The 19,003-nt window shown below is 64.3% G+C and carries 15 protein-coding genes and 2 pseudogenes; 6 read left to right on the top strand and 11 right to left on the bottom strand.

Annotated elements, in window-relative coordinates:
- Entirely contained in the window at positions 1 to 1,386 is a 1,386-nt protein-coding gene (locus ACVWY3_RS34735; RefSeq protein ID WP_456842468.1) for a M20 family metallopeptidase, read from the bottom strand.
- Positions 1,387 to 1,639: 253 nt separating this feature from the next.
- On the opposite strand from ACVWY3_RS34735, the gene ACVWY3_RS34730 reads away from it, so the two are divergent.
- Positions 1,640 to 3,019 (top strand): LLM class flavin-dependent oxidoreductase, encoded by a 1,380-nt coding sequence (locus tag ACVWY3_RS34730; protein ID WP_456842467.1) that lies wholly within the window; start codon positions 1,640 to 1,642, stop codon positions 3,017 to 3,019.
- A 174-nt stretch (positions 3,020 to 3,193) separates the two neighbouring features.
- On the opposite strand, the gene ACVWY3_RS34725 is transcribed toward ACVWY3_RS34730, so the two are convergent.
- The 4 genes from ACVWY3_RS34725 to ACVWY3_RS34710 form a co-directional block, all read right to left on the bottom strand.
- Positions 3,194 to 4,855, bottom strand: coding sequence for a thiamine pyrophosphate-binding protein (locus ACVWY3_RS34725; RefSeq protein ID WP_456842466.1), 1,662 nt, complete (start codon positions 4,853 to 4,855; stop codon positions 3,194 to 3,196).
- A 260-nt stretch (positions 4,856 to 5,115) separates the two neighbouring features.
- Positions 5,116 to 5,619 (bottom strand): GFA family protein, encoded by a 504-nt coding sequence (locus ACVWY3_RS34720; RefSeq protein ID WP_456842465.1) that lies wholly within the window; start codon positions 5,617 to 5,619, stop codon positions 5,116 to 5,118.
- A gap of 221 nt (positions 5,620 to 5,840) precedes the next feature.
- Entirely contained in the window at positions 5,841 to 6,968 is a 1,128-nt protein-coding gene (locus ACVWY3_RS34715; protein WP_456842464.1) for an alkene reductase, read from the bottom strand.
- A 118-nt stretch (positions 6,969 to 7,086) separates the two neighbouring features.
- A complete protein-coding gene (locus tag ACVWY3_RS34710; RefSeq protein WP_456842463.1) occupies positions 7,087 to 8,583 on the bottom strand; it encodes an aldehyde dehydrogenase family protein in 1,497 nt (498 codons plus the stop codon).
- A 138-nt stretch (positions 8,584 to 8,721) separates the two neighbouring features.
- On the opposite strand from ACVWY3_RS34710, the pseudogene ACVWY3_RS34705 reads away from it, so the two are divergent.
- Positions 8,722 to 8,808 (top strand): annotated as a pseudogene (locus ACVWY3_RS34705) (short-chain dehydrogenase); the annotation flags it as partial.
- Between the two features lie 243 nt (positions 8,809 to 9,051).
- Here ACVWY3_RS34705 and ACVWY3_RS34700 read toward each other — a convergent pair.
- The 6 genes and pseudogenes from ACVWY3_RS34700 to ACVWY3_RS34675 all read right to left on the bottom strand — a co-directional run bounded on the left by ACVWY3_RS34700 (position 9,052) and on the right by ACVWY3_RS34675 (position 13,408).
- Positions 9,052 to 9,258, bottom strand: coding sequence for a hypothetical protein (locus ACVWY3_RS34700; protein ID WP_188102378.1), 207 nt, complete (start codon positions 9,256 to 9,258; stop codon positions 9,052 to 9,054).
- Between the two features lie 201 nt (positions 9,259 to 9,459).
- On the bottom strand, positions 9,460 to 9,873 hold the full coding sequence (locus ACVWY3_RS34695; RefSeq protein ID WP_092215746.1) for a Rieske (2Fe-2S) protein: 414 nt from the start codon (positions 9,871 to 9,873) through the stop codon (positions 9,460 to 9,462).
- A 5-nt stretch (positions 9,874 to 9,878) separates the two neighbouring features.
- Positions 9,879 to 10,991: an amidohydrolase family protein gene (locus ACVWY3_RS34690; protein WP_456842462.1), complete on the bottom strand. Its 1,113-nt coding sequence runs from the start codon at positions 10,989 to 10,991 to the stop codon at positions 9,879 to 9,881.
- 104 nt (positions 10,992 to 11,095) lie between these two features.
- The gene (locus ACVWY3_RS34685; protein ID WP_456842461.1) at positions 11,096 to 12,160 is read right to left on the bottom strand and encodes an amidohydrolase family protein; all 1,065 of its coding nucleotides are present in this window, start codon (positions 12,158 to 12,160) and stop codon (positions 11,096 to 11,098) included.
- Positions 12,161 to 12,384: 224 nt separating this feature from the next.
- Positions 12,385 to 12,657 (bottom strand): YiaA/YiaB family inner membrane protein, encoded by a 273-nt coding sequence (locus ACVWY3_RS34680; RefSeq protein ID WP_456842460.1) that lies wholly within the window; start codon positions 12,655 to 12,657, stop codon positions 12,385 to 12,387.
- 54 nt (positions 12,658 to 12,711) lie between these two features.
- Positions 12,712 to 13,408 (bottom strand): annotated as a pseudogene (locus tag ACVWY3_RS34675) (PspA/IM30 family protein).
- A 101-nt stretch (positions 13,409 to 13,509) separates the two neighbouring features.
- Between ACVWY3_RS34675 and ACVWY3_RS34670 the strand changes: the two are divergent.
- The 4 genes from ACVWY3_RS34670 to ACVWY3_RS34655 all read left to right on the top strand — a co-directional run bounded on the left by ACVWY3_RS34670 (position 13,510) and on the right by ACVWY3_RS34655 (position 18,829).
- The gene (locus tag ACVWY3_RS34670) at positions 13,510 to 14,118 is read left to right on the top strand and encodes a TetR/AcrR family transcriptional regulator (protein WP_456842459.1); all 609 of its coding nucleotides are present in this window, start codon (positions 13,510 to 13,512) and stop codon (positions 14,116 to 14,118) included.
- Positions 14,119 to 14,229: 111 nt separating this feature from the next.
- On the top strand, positions 14,230 to 15,684 hold the full coding sequence (gene hydA / locus ACVWY3_RS34665) for a dihydropyrimidinase (RefSeq protein WP_456842458.1): 1,455 nt from the start codon (positions 14,230 to 14,232) through the stop codon (positions 15,682 to 15,684).
- Positions 15,685 to 15,791: 107 nt separating this feature from the next.
- Positions 15,792 to 17,063: a DUF892 family protein gene (locus tag ACVWY3_RS34660; protein ID WP_456842457.1), complete on the top strand. Its 1,272-nt coding sequence runs from the start codon at positions 15,792 to 15,794 to the stop codon at positions 17,061 to 17,063.
- 143 nt (positions 17,064 to 17,206) lie between these two features.
- Positions 17,207 to 18,829, top strand: a complete 1,623-nt coding sequence (locus tag ACVWY3_RS34655) for an ABC transporter substrate-binding protein (protein ID WP_456842456.1) — start codon at positions 17,207 to 17,209, stop codon at positions 18,827 to 18,829.
- Positions 18,830 to 19,003 lie beyond the last annotated feature (174 nt).

Here is a 19,003-nt window from a genome sequence, read left to right as displayed (position 1 = left end):
TCAGGTTAACGGGCGCGGCAATTCCCCGAGATCCCAGAACAGCCCGGCCATCACCGTCAAGGCCTCCTCGGTCAATGGCAGCAGGATGTGCTCATTGGGCGCATGCTGGGAGCAGCCGGGGTAGGAGTGCGGCACCCAGATCGTCGGCAGTCCCAGAATCTCGGAAAACACGTCATTGGGCAGCGACCCGCCGAAATTCGGCAGCACCGCCGGCGGCTTGCCGGTGGTCTCTTTCACCGAATCCGACGCCCATTTGATCCAGGGGCTGTCGAAATCGGTGCGCGAGGCGGCAAAGCTCTGCGCCGCTCGCACTTCGACCATCGGAAAGCCGTTCTGAACCAGATGCGCGCGGATGGCCTCGATCAGGCCGTCGACCTTGGTGCCGACCACGAAACGCAGTTGCAGCACGGCATTGGCATGGCCGGGAACGGCGTTGGCCGGCTTCTCGATATTGCCTGAGGACATCGCCAGCACTTCCAGCGTGTTCCAGGCGTAGAGCCGCTCGGCAGCTGACAGGCCCTCCTCGCCCCAGTTCTCCGCCAGTGCCGGCTCGTCCGCGGTCGGGGCCACCTGCACATCGGCGAGATAGGAGCGAATCTGGTTGGTGAGCCGCGGCGGCTTCAGCGCCTCGAGCTGGAGACGGCCATGGCCGTCGACCAGCGTCGAAATGGCGTTGACCAGGATGGTCGCAGGGTTGGCGAGCACGCCGCCCCAATTGCCGGAATGATGGCCGCCATCGCGCAGTTTCACGTCGAGATGGATGCGGATGCCGCCGCGGCAGCCCAGGAACAGCGTCGGACGATCGGCGGAGAGGCGCGGCCCGTCGGAGGCCATGAACAGGTCGGCCTTGAGCACGTCGCGATTGAGATCGCAGACCTTGGCGAGATCAGGCGAGCCGATCTCCTCGCCCATCTCGACGATGAACTTGGCATTGAAGCCGAGCTTGCCGCTGCGGGCCTCGCGCACGGCGCGGAGCGCTGCCATGTTGATGCTGTGCTGGCCCTTGTTGTCGGCGGTGCCACGGCCGTAGAGGCGCGTGCCCGCAACCGTCGTGCGCCAGGGATCGCGGCCATCGCGCCACTCGCCTTCCATGCCGTCGACGACGTCGCCATGGCCATAGACCAGCACGGTCGGCACTGAGGCGCTCTCGTGATGCTCGGCGAACAGGAACGGCGCCTTGCCGCTTGGGGATTCGACGATCCGGCTGTTGAAATCGAGCGCAGCGAAGGAGGGCATCATCTCCTGTTCCAGATAGGCACGCAGCTCGGGGCCGCGCGACGGATTCTGGCTTTCGGTCCGATAAGCGACGCGGCGGTCGAGCTCGGCGAGGAATGCGCCGGACTGGAAATCCTCACGGGCGCGGGCGATGGCGTCGGCTCTGGTCATGACTTTTTTCGAGGCTTTGGGACGAAGGATCCTATCCGGCACAGGATGCCCTTCGAAAGTGGCGGGGACTTGGGCAGTTCGCTTGTAGTTCTCTTGTACTGCTCTTCGGACTTCGTTTTTGCTCGCTTGAGATTGGCTTGCCGGCCGCTGATTTTGGCCTTGCCAAGGGCAAGCGATATGCAAGAACGTCGCCAGATTGGGGCGCACGTCTAGCATTCGAAGAGCGCTCAGTACAGGGCGCCAGAGGACCAGGATGGCCAAAGAGATCAGGCTCAATGCCTTTGCGATGAATTGCGTCGCACATCAGTCACCGGGCCTGTGGACCCATCCGCGCGACCGCACCGCCGAGTATAACCGCCTGCCCTACTGGATCGACCTCGCCAAAACGCTGGAACGCGGCCGTTTTGACGGGCTGTTCCTGGCCGACGTGCTCGGGGTCTACGATGTCTATGGCAACAGCCCTGACGCGGCGTTGCGCAATGCAGCACAGACGCCGTCGAACGAACCGCTGCTCCTGCTCTCGGCGATGGCGGCGGTGACTAAAAATCTCGGTTTCGGCGTCACCAGCAATCTGTCCTTCGAGCCGCCCTACCCGTTCGCACGGCGGATGTCGACGCTCGACCATCTCACCGAGGGACGGATCGGCTGGAACGTCGTCACCGGCTATCTCGACAGCGCCGCACGCGGCGCCGGCAAGGACAAGCAGACCGGCCACGACGACCGCTACGACATCGCCGACGAATATATGGAGGTCGTCTACAAGCTCTGGGAAGGCAGCTGGGAGGACGACGCCGTGCTCCGCGACCGCAAGCGCGGCATCTTCACCGATCCCAGCAAGGTCCATCGCATCAACCACGAGAGCGCGAACTACCGCATCAACAACACCATCCATCTCAGCGAGCCGTCGCCGCAGCGCACGCCCGTGCTGTACCAGGCCGGCACCTCGCCGCGCGGGCGGCAATTCGCGGCCAAGCACGCCGAATGCGTGTTCATGTCGGGACCGTCGGCCAAGGTGATCGCGCCGCGCGTGTCCGCGATCCGCCAGGAGGCCGCCGCGCTCGGCCGTAGTCCGGCGGAGATCCTGATGTTCTCGATGATGACGATCATCCTCGGACGAACGGAGGCCGAAGCAAAGGAGAAATACGCCGATTACCGCCGCCACATCAGCCCCGAAGGCGCGCTGGCGCTGATGTCGGGGTGGACCGGCGTCGACTTCTCCGGCTACGACCTCGACCAGCAGGTACGCCATGTCCAGAACGATGCCGGCCGCAGTGCGATGGACAACGTCACCCGCGCCGATCCCGATCGCGTCTGGACGGTGCGCGACGTCATCGACCATGTCGGCATCGGCGGTGCCGGCCCGGTCGTGGTCGGCACGCCGGAGAGCGTCGCCGACAAGATCGAGGATTGGTTCGAGAAGACCGATGTCGACGGCCTCAACGTTGCCTTTGCGATCTCGCCCGGTGATTTCGAGGAGATCGCCGACATGCTGGTGCCGGAGCTGACCCGGCGCGGCCGGTACAAGAGCGAATATGCGAAAGGCACGCTGCGGGAGAAGCTGTTTGGCAGCGGACGTGCAAGGCTCGACTCACCGCATCCGGCGGCAGGGTATCGGGTGGGGAGGAAGGGGTAGGCGGAAATTTGCGCCACACCCGCGCTGTCGTCCCCGCTTTCCGCCAGGACGAGCTGGAGAGGGAGAGTGCCTCCTCCTGGTCATTGCGAGCGCAGCGAAGCAATCCAGAATCCCTCCGCGGATAAAGCCTGGATTGCTTCGCTGCGCTCGCAATGACGGTGGAAGCAGTGTGTCCTACACCTTCCCGTCCACCATCACCTCGATCAGCTTTGTCCCTGGCCGGCCGAACGCCGACGCCAGCGTCGGCTTCAGCTCGCTGACATCGCTGATCCTGATCGCCTCGCAGCCCAGCGCTTTCGCGACGCCGGCGAAATCCACGGGCGGATCGACAAAATCCATGCCGACGTAATTGTCATCGCCATGGAAGGCGAGCAGGCGCTGCTTGATGATGCGGTAGCCGCCATTGTTGGCGATGACAACGTTGAGCGGCAGCTTGTGATGCGCCGCCGTCCACAGCGACTGGATCGAATACATCGCACTGCCGTCGCCCGAGAAGCACACCACGGGACGATCCGGATTGGCAAGGCTGGCGCCGACCGAGGCCGGCAGGCCCCAGCCGATGCCGCCGGAGGCAAGGCCGTGATAGCCGTAACGATCACGATGCGGACGTAGCGCCGTGACTTGACGGCTGGAGGTGAGGCCTTCGTCGACGAGGATCGCGTGATCGGGCATGGCCTCGACCATTTGCAGCACGAGATAATCCGGATCGATGGGGTTGCGGCCCGCGCTCTTGCCGATCTGCTCGACCAAAGCGGCGCGGCGCGCGCTCCAGTTCTTTGGTGCCAGCTCAGTGAGACGCTCCCTGGCGCGGCTTGCGAGTGCCGCACCGCCCATTTCCTTCAGCATCGGGATCAGCGCGCGCAGCGTTTCCTTGACGTCCGCCTTCAGCGCGATCTCGGCGCCGTAGTTCTTGGCGATCTCCCAATCGACGAGACCAATCTGGACGATGCCAAGGCCATCAGGCAGCGCATCGACCTCGCTATAGACAGACATCCGCAACGGATCGCCGCCGAGCGCAATCAGCAGATCGTAGGGCGCCAGCGTATCGCGCGCGACCTTCTGCACGCGCGCCAGCGTGCCGACGAAGCTCGGGCTTTCGGAAACGAAGTGTGAACCATAGGGCGTCGAGGATTGATAGGCGGCTGCGCCGAGCAGCTCGGCGAGTTCGGCCGCTTCCTTCAGCGCATCGCTCTTGACCACCTCATCCATGGTGACGACCACAGGCCGATCGGCCTTCAGCAGGCGCGCGGCAAATGCTCTCAGCGCTTCATCCGACGGCTTTACGCGCGCGTCGATGCGGGTGGAGCGGCCGAGATCGATGCCCGCTTCGCAGTTGAGGATGTCGCCGGGGAGCGAGATGAACACCGGACCTGTGGGCGGCGTCATCGCGACCTTGGCGGCGCGGCGCACGATGCGCGGCAGATCCTCCAGCCGCGTCACCTCGACTGCCCATTTCACCAGCGGCTCGGCCATGCGCACCAAGGGGCCATACAGCACCGGCTCCATCAGCCCGTGGCCCTGCTCCTGCTGGCCGGCGGTGAGGATCATCGGCGTGCCCGTGAACTGGGCGTTGTAGAGCGAGCCCATCGCGTTGCCGAGACCGGGCGCGACATGGACGTTGCAGGCGACCAGCTTTCCCGAGGCGCGGCTATAGCCATCTGCGATCGCCACCACCAGGCTCTCCTGCATCGCCATCACGTAGGTGAGATCGGGATGGTCCTTCAGCGCATGCATGATCGGCAGCTCGGTGGTCCCGGGATTGCCGAACAGATGCGTGATGCCCTCGTCCTTGAGCAGCGCGAGAAAGGCGGAGCGGCCGGTGATCTTGTTCTTCATGTTTCCTCCAGGAGCGGGCGTTGCCGCAAGGACGGACACATGATGGCCGAAGTTTTGGCAGGCGCGCAAGGAAGCGCAGTCATGGCTGCGTTGCGCGCGATGGTCTCGTGTCCCGGACGCGGCGCCGCGCATAGCATTGTGACGCGGAGCCGGGACCCAGCTTCGTGACGAGTTCACCGATGCATGGGCCCCGGCTCAGCAGCGCACCACCGAAGGGGTGCTGCGCTGCGTCTTGGCAGGAGAGCGGGGCGAGCGGCGCGCTACATCTCCTCGCGCCCCAGCTCGAACGGATCTTCGCCGCCCGCGCGCTTCTTCCTTTTCGAGCGCTGCCAGACCACGCCGGGAAAGCCCTTCAGCGGCACCAAGGGCTCGCCGGTATAGGCCCATTCCTGCAGCTCCTCGATCGCGATGTGATAGAGCGGCTGGCGGCCGGTGCGTTCTTTGAACAGCGCGCGCGGGATGTTGACCATGTGCGGGCCGCGCGGGCGCTCATAGGCAATCGGCGTGCCGCAATGCGAGCAGAAGCTGCGCGCGGTCTTTGTCGCCTTGTCCTCGTAACGGGTCAGCGCGGTCTTGCCCGAGGTGATGCGGAAGCGCTTCTTCCAACTGCCGACATAGGTGGCATAGGCCGCGCCATGGGCGCGGCGGCTGGCGGCGGAATGATCATGCCAGGCCCAGCGCGCGGGAACGTCGATCTCGAAGGTGACCTTGCCGCAGAGGCACTGGCCCGTGGCGGTTCCTGCGGCGACTGCGGCTTTAGCCATGATTGCTTTCTCCGTCGTCATTGCGCGCGCAGCGAAGCAATCGAGGCTGCCTCCGCGGAACGATTCTGGATTGCTTCGCTGCGCCCGCAATGACGGAATCTGTGGTGCGGTCGGAGCAACACAATAGCCGCGCAGCCCGGATGAGCGAAGCGACAGCCGGGGAAATTCTTGCTCAGACGAAGGTCGGGGATATCGCTTTGCTCATCCGGGCTGCGGCAACGTCACGCCGGCGTCAGCTCGTCATACACTGGATAATCCGTGTACCCCTTCTCCTCGCCGCCATAGAACGTCGCGCGGTTGTACGGCGTGATCGGATAACCGTGCGCGAGGCGCCGCGGCAGATCGGGGTTGGAGATGAAGATGCGGCCGAAGGCAATGATGTCCGCATGACCCTCCGCAATTGCCGCATTCGCGCTCTCGCCGGTGAAGCCGCCGGCGGTCATCAGCACGCCGCTGTAATGCGGGCGGAACAGCACCATCGCAGAGGGCACGTTCTCCCAGTGGACGTCGGCACGACCGGCGCCGCTGGAGCGCGGCTCGATGAAGTGCAGATAGGCAAGGCCGAGCTTGTCGAGCGCCTTCACCACATGGGTGTAGAGGGGCATCGGATCGGGCTCGCCGGAATCATTGGCGATGCCGTGGGGCGACAGCCGCACGCCGACGCGGCCCGCGCCCCAGACATCGATCGCAGCCTGCGTGACCTCGAGCAGCAACCGCGCGCGGTTCTCGATCGAGCCGCCATATCGGTCGGTGCGCTGGTTGCTGCGCGACTGCAGGAACTGCTCGAGCAGATAGCCGTTGGCGCCGTGGATTTCGACGCCGTCGAAGCCGGCGGCGAGCGCATTCTTGGCGCCCTGCCGGAAGGCCTCGACGATGCCCTTGACCTCATGGGTCTCCAGCGCGCGCGGCGTTTCGTAATCGGCGATCTTGCCGTCGGCGGTCATCGCCTTCATGCCTTCGGCCTTGATCGCAACCGCCGAGGCCGACACCGGCAGCTCACCGCCATGATAGGAGGAATGCGAGACGCGGCCGACATGCCAGAGCTGAAGGAAGATGATGCCGCCCTTGGCGTGCACCGCGTCCACCACCTTGCGCCAGCCGGCGATTTGCGCGTCCGAATAGATGCCGGGTGTCGCCGGATTGCCGCGGCCGTGCGAGAGCACTGGCGAAGCTTCCGCGATGATCAGCCCGCCCTTCGTTGCGCGCTGGCCGTAGTATTCGGCGTTGAGCGGTCGGGGCGAAAAGCTCTCACGCTCGGCGCGCATGCGCGTCAACGGTGCCATCGCGACGCGATGCGCAAGCTTGTACGGACCGACCTGCAACGGCCTAAACAACGCCTCGAATTTCATGCTGGCCCCAATGGCTATGGAAGGATGCGGATCATATAGCGAGGGGCGGCCACCGGAAAAGGCGCCGCCCCTCACAAAAGCAGATATTTCCTCGCGCGGAACGCGGGGAGAACAGGTCTTACGCCGTCTTGATCCAGACGGCCTTCACGTTGAGATATTCCTCGACGTGCTGCTTGCCGGACTCGCGGCCGTAGCCGCTCATCTTGTAGCCGCCGAACGGCACGGCCGGATCCATCGCCTGGTAGCAGTTCACCCACACCGAGCCGGCGCGCAGGCGCTTCGCCACCGCATGCGCCTTGCTGACGTCGCGCGTCCACAGCCCGGAGCCGAGGCCGAAGGTGGTGTTGTTGGCGCGCTTGACCAGCTCGTCCATGTCCTTGAACGCGATCGCGGAGATGACGGGGCCGAAGATCTCCTCCTGTGCGATGCGCATGTTGTCCTGCACGCCGGCGAACACGGTCGGCGAGACGAAGAAGCCCTTCGACAGCGCACCTTCGGTGACGCGGCCGCCGCCGGCGAGCGCCTTTGCACCTTCCTTCTGGCCGATGTCGAGATAGCCGGTGACGCGCTCGAGCTGCTGCTCGGAAACCAGCGGACCGATCTGCACGTTGGGATCGAGGCCATTGCCGACCTGCAGGTTCTTGCCGAACTCGGCGACGCGGCCGACGAACTCTTCGTAGATCGACTCCTCGACGAACAGGCGCGTGCCGGCGCTGCAGATCTGCCCCGAATTGGCGAACACCGCCATCGCGGCGCCGGGAACTGCGGCATCGAGATCGGCATCGGCGAAGACGATGTCCGGCGACTTGCCGCCGAGCTCGAGCGAGACGCGCTTGAGGTTGCCTGCGGAGGCGCGAATGATCGACTGGCCGGTGACGTGCGACCCGGTGAAGGCGACCTTGTCGACGTCGGGATGCGAGGCGAGGGCGGCGCCCGCGGTCTCGCCATAGCCGGGCACGACATTGACGACCCCGGGCGGAATGCCGGCTTCCATGGCGAGCTCGGCGATGCGCAGCGAGGTCAGCGGCGCTTCTTCCGCGGGCTTGAGCACCACCGTGCAGCCGGTCGCGATGGCAGGCCCGATCTTCCAGATCGTCGCCGTGAGCGGACCGTTCCAGGGAATGATGGCGCCGACGACGCCGATCGGCTCCTTCAGCGTATAGGAGAAGATTTCGCCGGGCAGCGAGTTCTCGATGGTCTCGCCGTGGATCGCGGTAGTCTGGCCGGCATAATAGCGCAGCATGCCGACGGCGCGCAGGCGATAGGCGCGGGTGCGGCTGACCGGGGCGCCCATGTCGAGCGTGTCGAGCTGCGACAATTCGTCAAAGTTCTTCTCGACGAGGTCGGCGAGCTTGAGCAGCAGGTTCTGCCGCTCGAACGGCTTGACCTTGCTCCAGGGACCTTCGAAGGCACGGCGGGCGGCCGCAACCGCACGGTCGATGTCTTCCTTGTCGCCTTCCGCAACGGTTGCGAGCAGCTCGCCGGTGGCGGGATTGTGCGTCTCGAAGCGCTTGCCGGAGGCCGCATCGACCCATTTGCCGTCGATCAGCATCTGCTTGTAGGAGCCGTTGGCGAACGGATGGCGCGTGATCGGGATAGCGTGCGACACAGCCATGGCTGCACTCCCTGTCAGGTGATTGATTGGTTCGATCTGGGCGGGATCGTTAGGTTGGGAAGAATACAGCGGTGCCGGAGGGGCGTAAAGGCAGCGCGAAACGAAGCCCTGCCATGCCGACTTATGCAGGGTCGCGCGAGTGCCGGCGACATCGTTGAGAACCGCGCGCCCTTGTCGCGATGGCATCGGGACTATGCGGATGCGTTCGCGAAGTTCGTGAAGGGGAATAGGCAGGCATCGCTCTCTCACTCCCTCGCCTCGCTCTTGCGGGGAGAGAGTGAGGTGAGGGGCGGCAGGCTCAGTCTGATTAATTGAAGAGAAGCTCGTGGTGGCGACCGTTGGTCCGAGAAGCGTTTATCGCGGCGTCCCTGTGCCATGCCCCTCACCCGGATCGCGTCGGACGATGCTTCGCATCGCCGAGGGCGATCCAAGCTCTCCCCGCAGAAGGGCGGGGAGAGGTTGAAAAATCTACAGCGTCTCTTGCTTGTGCCCGCAATTCTTGCAGGCGAACTTGACGCGGCTCTGGCCCTTTTCCGCCTGGACCCGGTTCGGCGCGCCGCACTTGCCGCAGACGGCCTCGATGCGGGTCGTGCCCTGCTTGACGACGATGGCCTTCTTTTCCATCGATTCGCGGATCAGGCGCTCGGCCTCCTCACGCAGGGATTGTTTCGACAAAGCTCATCTCCGCCTCTGGAAAGCGCGAGAGCCATATCGCACCTGCGTTGGAATCTCAATCGGCAATGGCGAGATCACTGCGCACTCAAGAGAGTCATTCCGGGGCGACGCGCAGCATCGAACCTGGAATCTCGAGATGCTCTGGTGCGCAACCGCGCACCATAGTTCGCGCTCCGCGCGCCCCGAATTGACGCGAGTGTGTCAGACCTCGACGATCACATAACTGTCTTCGACATGCACCGGGAACGTCTCGGCCACATACGGGCCCTTCTGCAACTCCTCGCCGCGCTCCACCGCGACCGGATATGACCGGATCTTGACGCGCTTCGGATCGAACCAGGACTGGCCGTTGCGCATGTCGAACTCCCAGCCATGCCAGGGACAGCGCAGCATCTCGCCGACGCGGGAGCGTTCATAGACGCCCGGCTCGGGCGAGGTCAGCCGTGCCACGCAGGCTGCCTTCTCCAACGGAGCGCCCTCGTGGGGGCATCGGTTCAGAAGCGCGAAGAACTCGCCATTGACGTGGAACACGACGATGTCACGCCCGGCTATATCGACGACCTTGTTGCCGCCGGGCGGGATCTCCGAGGTGGTGGCGACGATATGACGAGCCATGTTGATCAGAATTTGTAGACCGCGCGGGCATTGGTGCTGAATATCTTCTTGCGCTCGGCCTCGGTCAGCGGCGTCTTGAAGGCGAAGCGCGGATCGTCGAAATCCCAGTGCGGATAGTCCGACGAGAATAGCAGGCGATCGACGCCGACCCATTCGATCAACGCGCGCAGATGCCGCGCCTCGTCCGGCTCGTCGATCGGCTGCGTCGTGAACCAGAAATGCTCCCTGACATATTCCGAGGGTTTGCGCCTGAGATGCGGCACCTCGCTGCGGAAGCGTTCGAAATGCTGATCCATGCGCCACACGGCCGACGGGATCCAGCCGAAGCCGCCCTCGATGAAGACGATCTTCAGCTTTGGGAACCGCTCCGGCACGCCCTCGATGACGAGGCTCGCAAGCTGCGCCGCGATGGTGTGCGCGTTGGACTGGTGCTCCTCGACGTAATAGGACGGCCAGCCGCCGCCGGTCGGCGGATGCCCGCCATAGCCGCCGACATGGATGCCGAGTGGCAGGTCGAGCTCCTGTGCGCGCTCGTAGATCGGCCAGTAGCGACGCCGCCCGAGCGGTTCGTTGGCACGCGGCGAGACGTTGATCTGGATGTATTCGCCGGCTTTCGCGCAGCGCTCGATCTCGGCGATGGCGAGATCCACACCATCCTGCCCGACCAGGATCGAGGCCTTCAGGCGGGGATCGCGATGTGACCAGAACGCCAGCTGCCAGTCGTTGATGGCGCGCTGGATCGCGGCGCCGAATTCCAGGTTCTGCTGAGAGAAGATAAAGAGATCGAGCACCTGCAGAATCCCAAACTCGACGTCGAGCGGATCGAGATGCTGCTTCTGCATGAAGGCGAGATCGGAGCCGGGCGGCCCGCCGGTGGGCGGCCAGGCATCGCGCCGCGCGATCAGCGGCGAGGAGCGCGGGTACGGCGTGGTGAACAGGTACGGCGTACGCAGATGGCTGCCATATTCCCGCAAATGCTGCTGCCAGCGCTTTGGCAGGAATTCGTTGAGATCGTCGAGCGAATGCAGGCTCGGATGCACGTCGCAATCGACGATGCGCAAGCGTGTCGCGGTAGGCTTCTCGTCGTCACGCAGCGGACGGTCGATGACTTCACTCATGCGAACCTCCTGAAGACCCTTATGGCAGTTGTTTCACCTCTGCCCGTCGGGGAGAGGTGAAGCAGCTGCGATGCGACTTCGAAGTCGGATACCATCAACATGGTTCAAGCATTCAGTTTGAGCCGCGGAAACGTCTCCAGCGGATTGTCGACGCACATCTTTGCGATGATGCTCTTCGGCAGATTCGGCGGGATCGGATCGTCCCCGTCGAACTGCCAGTGCGGATAGTCGGACGCGAACAGGAACATCTTTTCGGAGCCGATCTGATCGATGATCTCCTCGACGCTTCTGGCATCGGCGGGGGCATCGAACGGCTGCATGGTGACGCGGAAATTGTCGCGGATGATCGCGGCCGGCTCGCGCTCGACCCAGGGCACCTCGACCCGCACGCCGCGCCAGGTCTTGTTGGCACGCCACATGAAAGCCGGCAGCCAGCTCACGCCCGACTCCATCAGCACGACCTTCAGGTTCGGGAACTTGCCGAACACGCCCTCATAGATCAGGCTCAATATCTGTGCCTGAAACGCCTGCGCCTCGACGAAGTAATATTCGTAGCGGTGCGATGGCCAGCCGGCCGAGCTCGGCGCCTGCCGATATTGCGTGCCGGCGTGGATCGCGAGCGGCAGCTGGTATTTCTCGGCGAGCTGGTAGACCGGCCAGAAATGGCGTCGTCCCAGCAGCGTCTCGCCCTGCGCCAGCACCAGGATGGAGACGAAGCGGTTGTCGCCGGCGCGGCGCTCGATCTCCTCGATGGCGAGATCCGGCGCCTGCATCGGCACCACGATGGAGGCGCGCAGGCGCGGATCGCGCGACAGCCATTCGGCGGCGATCCAGTCGTTGATCGCCTTGCAGAAGTCGGCCGCCATATAGGCGTCGAACACGGCCTGCGCACCGTAGAGAACGTTGAGAATGGCGTGGCTGGCGCCGAGCTGCTCGAAGGCGCCCTTCTGCACCATGGCGAGATCGGAGCCGGGCTTGGCGCCATTGGCCGGCCGCCAATCCGCGCGGCCCGAAAGCGGCATGCTCGGCGGATAGGAGGTGAGATCGAGCCCGTCGATGGCGCGGCTCACCACCTGCTCTTTCCAGTGATCGCTGAGATAAGGAAGCAGCGTGGTGCGTGTGCCACCAACAGCCGGGTGGATGTCGCAGTCGATCCGCGTCGCCGCCATGGAGCTTCCTCGGAGTTCCTCGCAGAGTCTTATTGGCGGCGTTATTCGCGCCGCCTGAAGAGACTGCGCCGGCCGGCGCCGCCACGCAAGGGCGCGCGCCCGCGCGATCCGTCATGGCTCGGTTGCATTTCGCAGGCGCGATATGCGGATCAGGCGCGCGGTGGACGCTCCGGCGCCCACCGCCCCAATGTTGCAAGCCGTTGTGCAGTCCGGGCGTTCTCGTCTCAGGCCTTGGATACCTCCATCAGCAGCCGCTCGGCCTTGGCATCCTCGATGCGGTTCACCAGCCGGCTGCTCTCATGATTGTCGCGCACGGTCTTGGTCAGGGTGACGCAGGTCTGGATCAGCATCACGATGCCCATCGTGAGATAGCCCTTCATCCAGAGGTCGATCGGCAGGAAGAAGATGCCGAGCGCGACGAGGAAGGCGGAAGCTGCGAAGGACACGTAAGTGAAAGTCACCCAAGCGCTGCTGTGGGGCTGGCCGTTCTGGTTCATGATAGTCTCCTGTTGGTTCGAATGATGATGGGATTTGAGAGATCGGGTTTGAGATCAGCCAGCCGGGCTGCGCTTGGACTTCAACCGCGCCAGCACGTCGTCCGCGGTCGTCTTGAGTCCGGGGCCAAAGCCCTGCTCGGCAAGCTTCTCGGCGGTGGCGAGCGGACCGGTGGCCGCATCGAGCTCGACCAGCGCATCATCTGCCGCCTGGGCCTCCATCTGGCGCTCGCGCAGGCGCCGCAAGGTGCCCTCCGCCTCTGGCAGCGTGGATTCGTAAGGGCGGGCTGCCTCGATACCGCTGCGGCGAAGCGAGCGCACCGCTTCCGAAGCGCGGGCGACGCGACGGCCGCGATCGAGGTCGGTGATGCGGGCCTGCGCATTCGCCACGTGCCGCTTCAGGCGCGCAATCTCGGTCGCGAACAGTGCGCGCGCCGTCATCGCCGCATCGCGGTCGGCCTCGAGCCCTGCGATGGCTTCGGCCGCTTCCTTGGCGAGATCCTCGCGACCGCCATCGAGTGCCGCAACCGCGCGCGTCTCGAGATCGGCGATACGAGCGATCGTCGCCTCGAGCTTGCGGCCTTCCTGCTGGTCCTGGGCGATCGCCAGCGCCAGCGTCCGCTTGCTGCGCTCGACGGCGCGCGGCCGCATCACGCATCTGCTGGTCGAGGATCAGAAGGGCCGTCCGGTCCTCCAGTTCCTCGCCCGCGGCGGCCACGCTGCCGCGGAAAAGTGTCACTACGGTCTTGAACATTGGCTGCTCCCTGTTATGAGCGCTGCTCACAGATGCCTTGTAGCACATCTTGAGCATTGCTCAAGAATGATTTGAGCAGCGCTCACGCTTGTGGTTAACGAATGTCTAAAGCCGTGGAACGTCGAGAAAAACTTCGGGCCGACCTGATCCTGGCGGCGGAACGGATGATCGCAAGCCGCGGATTAGGCGGCCTGAAAACCCGCGATCTCGCCCGCGAGATCGGCTGCGCCAATGGCGCCGTCTACAATCTCGTGGCCGATGTGGACGAGCTGATCCTGCGCGTCGGCTCGCGCACGCTGCTTCGCCTCGACGAAGCACTCAGCGCGGCGGAGAGCGCAGGCGAGCGGTCGCCGCAGGAGACCCTGGTTCGCATCGCAATCGCCTATTGCGATTTTGCCGCCGAAAATCTCGAACTCTGGCGCGCGCTGTTCGAGCACCGCATGCAGGCCGGTAAGGAAGTCCCCGACTGGTCGATCGACGACCAGATGCAGCTGTTCCGCCACATCTACCAGCCGCTGGCTGTCTTGTTTCCAAAGCGCAGCCCTGAGGAACTCGGCATCACAGCCCGCAGTCTGTTCTCTGCCGTGCACGGCATGGTGGCGCTGGGGCTGGAACAGAAGCTGGTCGCCGTTCCGCTGCCGGCGCTGCGCAAGGAGATCGCGGGCCTCGTGCGTGCGATGATCGACGGACTGATTGCCCATGCGGCGTAGAGAGTGCGCGGCAAAGCGATCGGCTGACTAAAATTTCGCCTGTCGCATCGCGGTCGCCGCGCTTAGCCTTCGTGGCGAAAACGTCCCCTTCATCTCGCTCCGGAGCGTCCCATGCCCCTCCTCATCCGCGGCGGCACCGTCGTCAATCACGATCATTCGCGCCGCGCCGATGTGCTGATCGATGGCGAGACGATCGCAGCGATGGGCGCGTCGCTCGAGCCGCCCACCGGCGCCGAAATCATCGACGCCGGCGGCGCCTACGTCATGCCGGGCGGCATCGATCCGCACACCCATCTCGAAATGCCGTTCATGGGCACGGTGACAGCCGACGATTTCGAGTCGGGAACGAAGGCGGCGCTCGCCGGCGGCACCACGATGGTGGTGGACTTCTGCCTGCCCGATCCCGGCCAGTCGATGCTCGCGGCCTATCAGGAGTGGCGGCACAAATCCGAGAAGGCGGCGACCGACTACGGCTTCCACATGGCGGTGACGTCATGGTCGAAGCAGATCTATGACGAGATGGAGACCGTGGTCAAAACCTACGGCATCAACACCTTCAAGCATTTCATGGCCTACAAGGGCGCGCTGATGGTAAACGACGACGAGCTCTACAACTCGTTCGCGCGCTGCGCCCATCTCGGCGCCATGCCCGTAGTCCATGCGGAGAACGGCAATGTCGTCGCGTTGATGCAGGACGCGCTGATCGCGCGCGGCGTCACCGGCCCCGAAGGCCACGCTTACTCTCGGCCGCCGGAGGTCGAGGGTGAAGCCACCAACCGCGCCATCATGATCGCTGATATGACCGGCACGCCAGTCTACATCGTGCACACCAGCTGCCGCGAGGCGCATGAGGCGATCGCGCGGGCGCGCGCGGCGGGCAAGCGCGTCTATGGCGAGCCGCTGATCCAGCATCTGCTGCTGGACGCCGATGAATACCAGAACAAGGACTGGGACCATTCGGCGCAGCGCGTGATGTCGCCGCCGTTCCGCGACAAGCAGCACCAGGAAAGTCTGTGGGCCGGGCTGCAATCAGGCTCGCTCCAAGTGGTCGCGACCGACCATTGCGCCTTCACCACCGAGCAGAAGCGGTTCGGGCGCGGCGATTTCAGGAAGATCCCGAACGGCACCGGCGGCCTCGAAGACCGATTGGCGCTGCTCTGGACCGCGGGCGTCGCCACGGGACGGCTGACCAAGGAGGAGTTCGTCGCGGTCACCTCGGCCAACATAGCCCGCATCCTCAACATCTATCCCCGCAAGGGCGCGGTCGCGGTCGGCTCGGATGCCGATCTCGTGGTGTGGGATCCGAAGGCGAGCAAGACCATCAGCGCGAAGCGGCAGATGAGCCGGATCGACTACAACGTGTTCGAGGGATTTTCCTGTACCGGCGGCGCCACGGTGACGCTGTCGCGCGGCCGTATCGTCTGGAAGCATGGCGATCTGCGCGCCGAGGCGGGCGATGGCCACTATGTGGAGCGGCCCGCCTTCTCGCCTGTGCATGTCGCCAATTCGACCTGGAAGGAATTGACCGCTCCGCGCGCGGTCGCACGCGGAGCGGTGACGCCGTAGCGCATTCGTCGCCTCTACACGAACGAAGATAGTCGAAAACGGCCTAGGAACGAACGTTTCGGGGGTTTGTTGTCGCGCGTAGTTTCCCTCAGAGCGCGAGCCATCCCATGTATCACCACGTCAAGAAGCTGATGTTCACCGTGCGCGTCGACGAACCCGATCCGCGCTTCGGCAATATGCTGCTCGAGCAATTCGGCGGCGCCAATGGGGAACTCGCAGCCGCGATGCAATACTCGATTCAAGGGCTGAACTGCGAGGATCCCGACCGCAAGGACCTGCTGATGGATATCGGCACCGAGGAGCTCAGTCATCTTGAAGTCGTCGGCTGCCTCGCGCGGATGCATCTGGCGCCCTCGCGCAACGACCGCCAGGCGGCAGAAGCCGATCCGCTCATCGCCATTGCCGGCGGCGGCGGCGTCAATCTGTTCAATTCGCAGGGCAATCCCTGGACCGCCGACTACCTCAAGATCACCGGCGAGCTTGACGTCGACCTTCGCAGCAACATTGCCGCCGAAGCCCGCGCGAAGATCGTCTACGAGCGCCTGATCAATTTCTGCGACGACGCCGGCAGCAAGGACGCGCTGCAATTCCTGATGACGCGCGAGATCACGCATATGAAGGCGTTTGCGCGAGCGCTCGAAAGCCTGTCGAAGCCGGCCTTCAGCATCGGCAGGATCGCTCCGACGCCCGGGCTCGTGAACCAGTACTTCAACGACTCCACCGGCAGCGGCGACCATGGCGAGATCGACACGAGAGGTCCCTGGAACGAGGGAGAAGATTGGGTGTTCACGGAATCGCCTGCGCTCCAGTCCACGGACGCGGGTGCAGCCACGCCGATCGTCGCGGAGAGCTCGCCGCCTGTCGACGAAGCGGGGCTGACCGATCTCCTGCTGCATGAGCTGCGCGACATTCTCCACGCCGAGAAGCAGTTGACCAAGGCGCTTCCCAAAATGGCGCAGGCCGCGCGGTTCGACCAGTTGCGGGAGCTGTTCGAGCAGCATCTCGGCGAAACCGAGAATCAGATCGAGCGCATCAATGAATGTTTCGAGCTGCTCGGCGAGAGCGCCCGGGCAAAACCCTGCAAGGGCATGATGGGCCTGGTCGAGGAGGGCCAGGAGGTCATGAAGGAGGGCGAAAAGAAGCAGGATGCAGCCGCCGACCTCGCGCTGATCGGAGCGGCTCAACGCGTCGAACATTACGAGATGGCGGGCTACACCACCGCACGCAATCTGGCACAGCAACTCCGGCATAGCGCGATCGTCGCCCTGCTGTCCAAATCGCTTGCCGAGGAAGAGAATGCCGACCTCCTGCTCAATCAGGTCGCGCGCTCGCTGATGTCGGTCGCGAAGATGCCTGCCGCGCTGGAGCAGGCTGAATAGCGAGCAGCCGGCGCCCCGGACGCAGCAGACGTCCCGCCTAGCACCATCGCGGGGCGGAACGCAGCAGGTGCGCCGCGATCATTCGTGCCGATGGCACACATCTTGCCTCTCTATGCCGAACAATTCCCGGGCAGGAGGCACCCATGAGCGTTTCACCTTTCGGTATCAGCCGCCGCAGCGTGGTGCTCGGCGGTATCAGTGCCGCCGGAATGGCGTCCCTTGCCCCTCCGGCCGCCTGGGCACAGGGACGCAGCGAAACGCTTCTGGTGGTGCAGGAACTCGGGCCGAACTCGCTCGACATGCAGGGCGTCGGCTCCAACCAGACCGTGAACGGTCTGTCGTGGAATTGCTACGACCGCCTGCTGACTTACGCCTCAAAGACGCTGCCCGACGGCACGACCTCATACGACCGCGAGAAGCTCGCACCTGAGCTTGCGGAAAGCTGGGAGGTCGCGGCCGATGGCATGTCCTGCACCTTCAAGCTTCGCAAGAACGCGAAATTCCACGACGGCACACTGGTCACGGCCAAGGACGTCAAATGGTCGTTCGACCGCGCGGTGAAGGTCGGCGGGTTTCCGACCTTCCAGATGTCCGCGGGATCGCTGGAGAAGCCCGAGCAGTTCGTGGCGGTCGACGACCACACCTTCCGCATCGACTATGTGCGCAAGGACAAGATGCTGCTGTTCAACGTCGCCGTCGTCGTGCCCTTCATCATCAACTCGGAGCTCGCAAAGAAGAACGCAACCGCTGAGGACCCCTGGGCACTGGCCTGGCTGAAGAACAACGAGGCCGGCGGGGGTGCCTACAGGATCGAGAGCTGGAAACCCGGCAGCGAGACCGTTCTGGCGCGCTTCGACGACTGGAAGAGCGGACTACTGCCGAAGGTGAAACGCGTGATCGCGCGCGACGTGCCCTCCGCCGGCACCCGCCGCGCCATGCTGGAGCGCGGCGATGCCGATATTTCCAGCGGCTTTGCGCCGCGCGACTTCGAGCAGATCATCAGGGAGGGCAAGGTCAAGGTCTCGGGCGTGCCGATCCCGAATGCGCTGTGGTACGTCGCGCTGAACACGGCAAAACCGCCATTCGACAATGTGAAGCTGCGCCAGGCCGTCGCCTGGGCGATGCCCTATGAGCAGATCCAGAGCAGCGCGTTCTTCGGCCGCGCCGTTCCCATGTACGGTGGGGTTGCCGAAGTCTCAAGACCGGTCTGGCCACAGCCGTTTCCCTATGTCACCGATCTCGACAAGGCCAAGGCGCTGATGAGGGAAGCGGGCTTCGAGTCGGGCCTGGAGACGACCTTGTCGCTCGACACAGGCACTGCGACCGTCGGTGAGCCGACCGCCATCCTGATCCAGGAGAACCTCGCCAAGGTCGGCATCAAGGCATCGATCGAGAAGATTCCGGGCGCCAACTGGCGCACGACGCTCAACAAGAAGGAGCTGCCGCTCGCGCTCAACCGCTTCAGCGGCTGGCTGGATTATCCCGAATATTACTTCTACTGGAATTTCCACGGCAGCAATTCGATCTTCAACATCTCCTCCTACCGGAACAAGGAGATGGACGCGCTGATCGACAAGGCTCGCTTCACCACAGATGCGGCGGAGTACGACAAGGCGGTGAAGGATTTCATCACACTTTGCATGCGCGATGTTCCGGTCGTCCCGCTCAATCAGCCGATCCATGACGTCGCCATGCAGAAGGGAGTCACTGGATACGAATTCTGGTTTCACCGCGAGCCGGATTACCGCCAGTTTGCGAAATCATAGCTTGGCGCGCCGAAAGTTCGACGTGTTCTCATCGTCATGGCCGGGCTCGTCCCAGCCATGCACGCCTTGCCTCTTTGCACCGAGAATATAGACCGCGCGCGGTGATGGCGAGCCATGGCGGCTCGATCAGGCTCAAGCCGTCCGACGAGGGCACCGCCTTCGAGCTGCAATTCC

The organism is Bradyrhizobium sp. USDA 4486 (genome assembly GCF_054057995.1).
This window is presented reverse-complemented; position numbering and strand designations above follow the sequence as displayed.

Coding starts and splice junctions, on each gene's coding strand:
- ACVWY3_RS34680 (WP_456842460.1), bottom strand. CDS start 12,657: ATGAACCAGAACGGCCAGCCCCACAGCAGCGCTTGGGTGACTTTCACT.
- ACVWY3_RS34725 (WP_456842466.1), bottom strand. CDS start 4,855: ATGAAGAACAAGATCACCGGCCGCTCCGCCTTTCTCGCGCTGCTCAAG.
- ACVWY3_RS34685 (WP_456842461.1), bottom strand. CDS start 12,160: ATGGCGGCGACGCGGATCGACTGCGACATCCACCCGGCTGTTGGTGGC.
- ACVWY3_RS34695 (WP_092215746.1), bottom strand. CDS start 9,873: ATGGCTCGTCATATCGTCGCCACCACCTCGGAGATCCCGCCCGGCGGC.
- hydA (WP_456842458.1), top strand. CDS start 14,230: ATGCCCCTCCTCATCCGCGGCGGCACCGTCGTCAATCACGATCATTCG.
- ACVWY3_RS34735 (WP_456842468.1), bottom strand. CDS start 1,386: ATGACCAGAGCCGACGCCATCGCCCGCGCCCGTGAGGATTTCCAGTCC.
- ACVWY3_RS34710 (WP_456842463.1), bottom strand. CDS start 8,583: ATGGCTGTGTCGCACGCTATCCCGATCACGCGCCATCCGTTCGCCAAC.
- ACVWY3_RS34730 (WP_456842467.1), top strand. CDS start 1,640: ATGGCCAAAGAGATCAGGCTCAATGCCTTTGCGATGAATTGCGTCGCA.
- ACVWY3_RS34655 (WP_456842456.1), top strand. CDS start 17,207: ATGAGCGTTTCACCTTTCGGTATCAGCCGCCGCAGCGTGGTGCTCGGC.
- ACVWY3_RS34660 (WP_456842457.1), top strand. CDS start 15,792: ATGTATCACCACGTCAAGAAGCTGATGTTCACCGTGCGCGTCGACGAA.
- ACVWY3_RS34715 (WP_456842464.1), bottom strand. CDS start 6,968: ATGAAATTCGAGGCGTTGTTTAGGCCGTTGCAGGTCGGTCCGTACAAG.
- ACVWY3_RS34670 (WP_456842459.1), top strand. CDS start 13,510: ATGTCTAAAGCCGTGGAACGTCGAGAAAAACTTCGGGCCGACCTGATC.
- ACVWY3_RS34690 (WP_456842462.1), bottom strand. CDS start 10,991: ATGAGTGAAGTCATCGACCGTCCGCTGCGTGACGACGAGAAGCCTACC.
- ACVWY3_RS34720 (WP_456842465.1), bottom strand. CDS start 5,619: ATGGCTAAAGCCGCAGTCGCCGCAGGAACCGCCACGGGCCAGTGCCTC.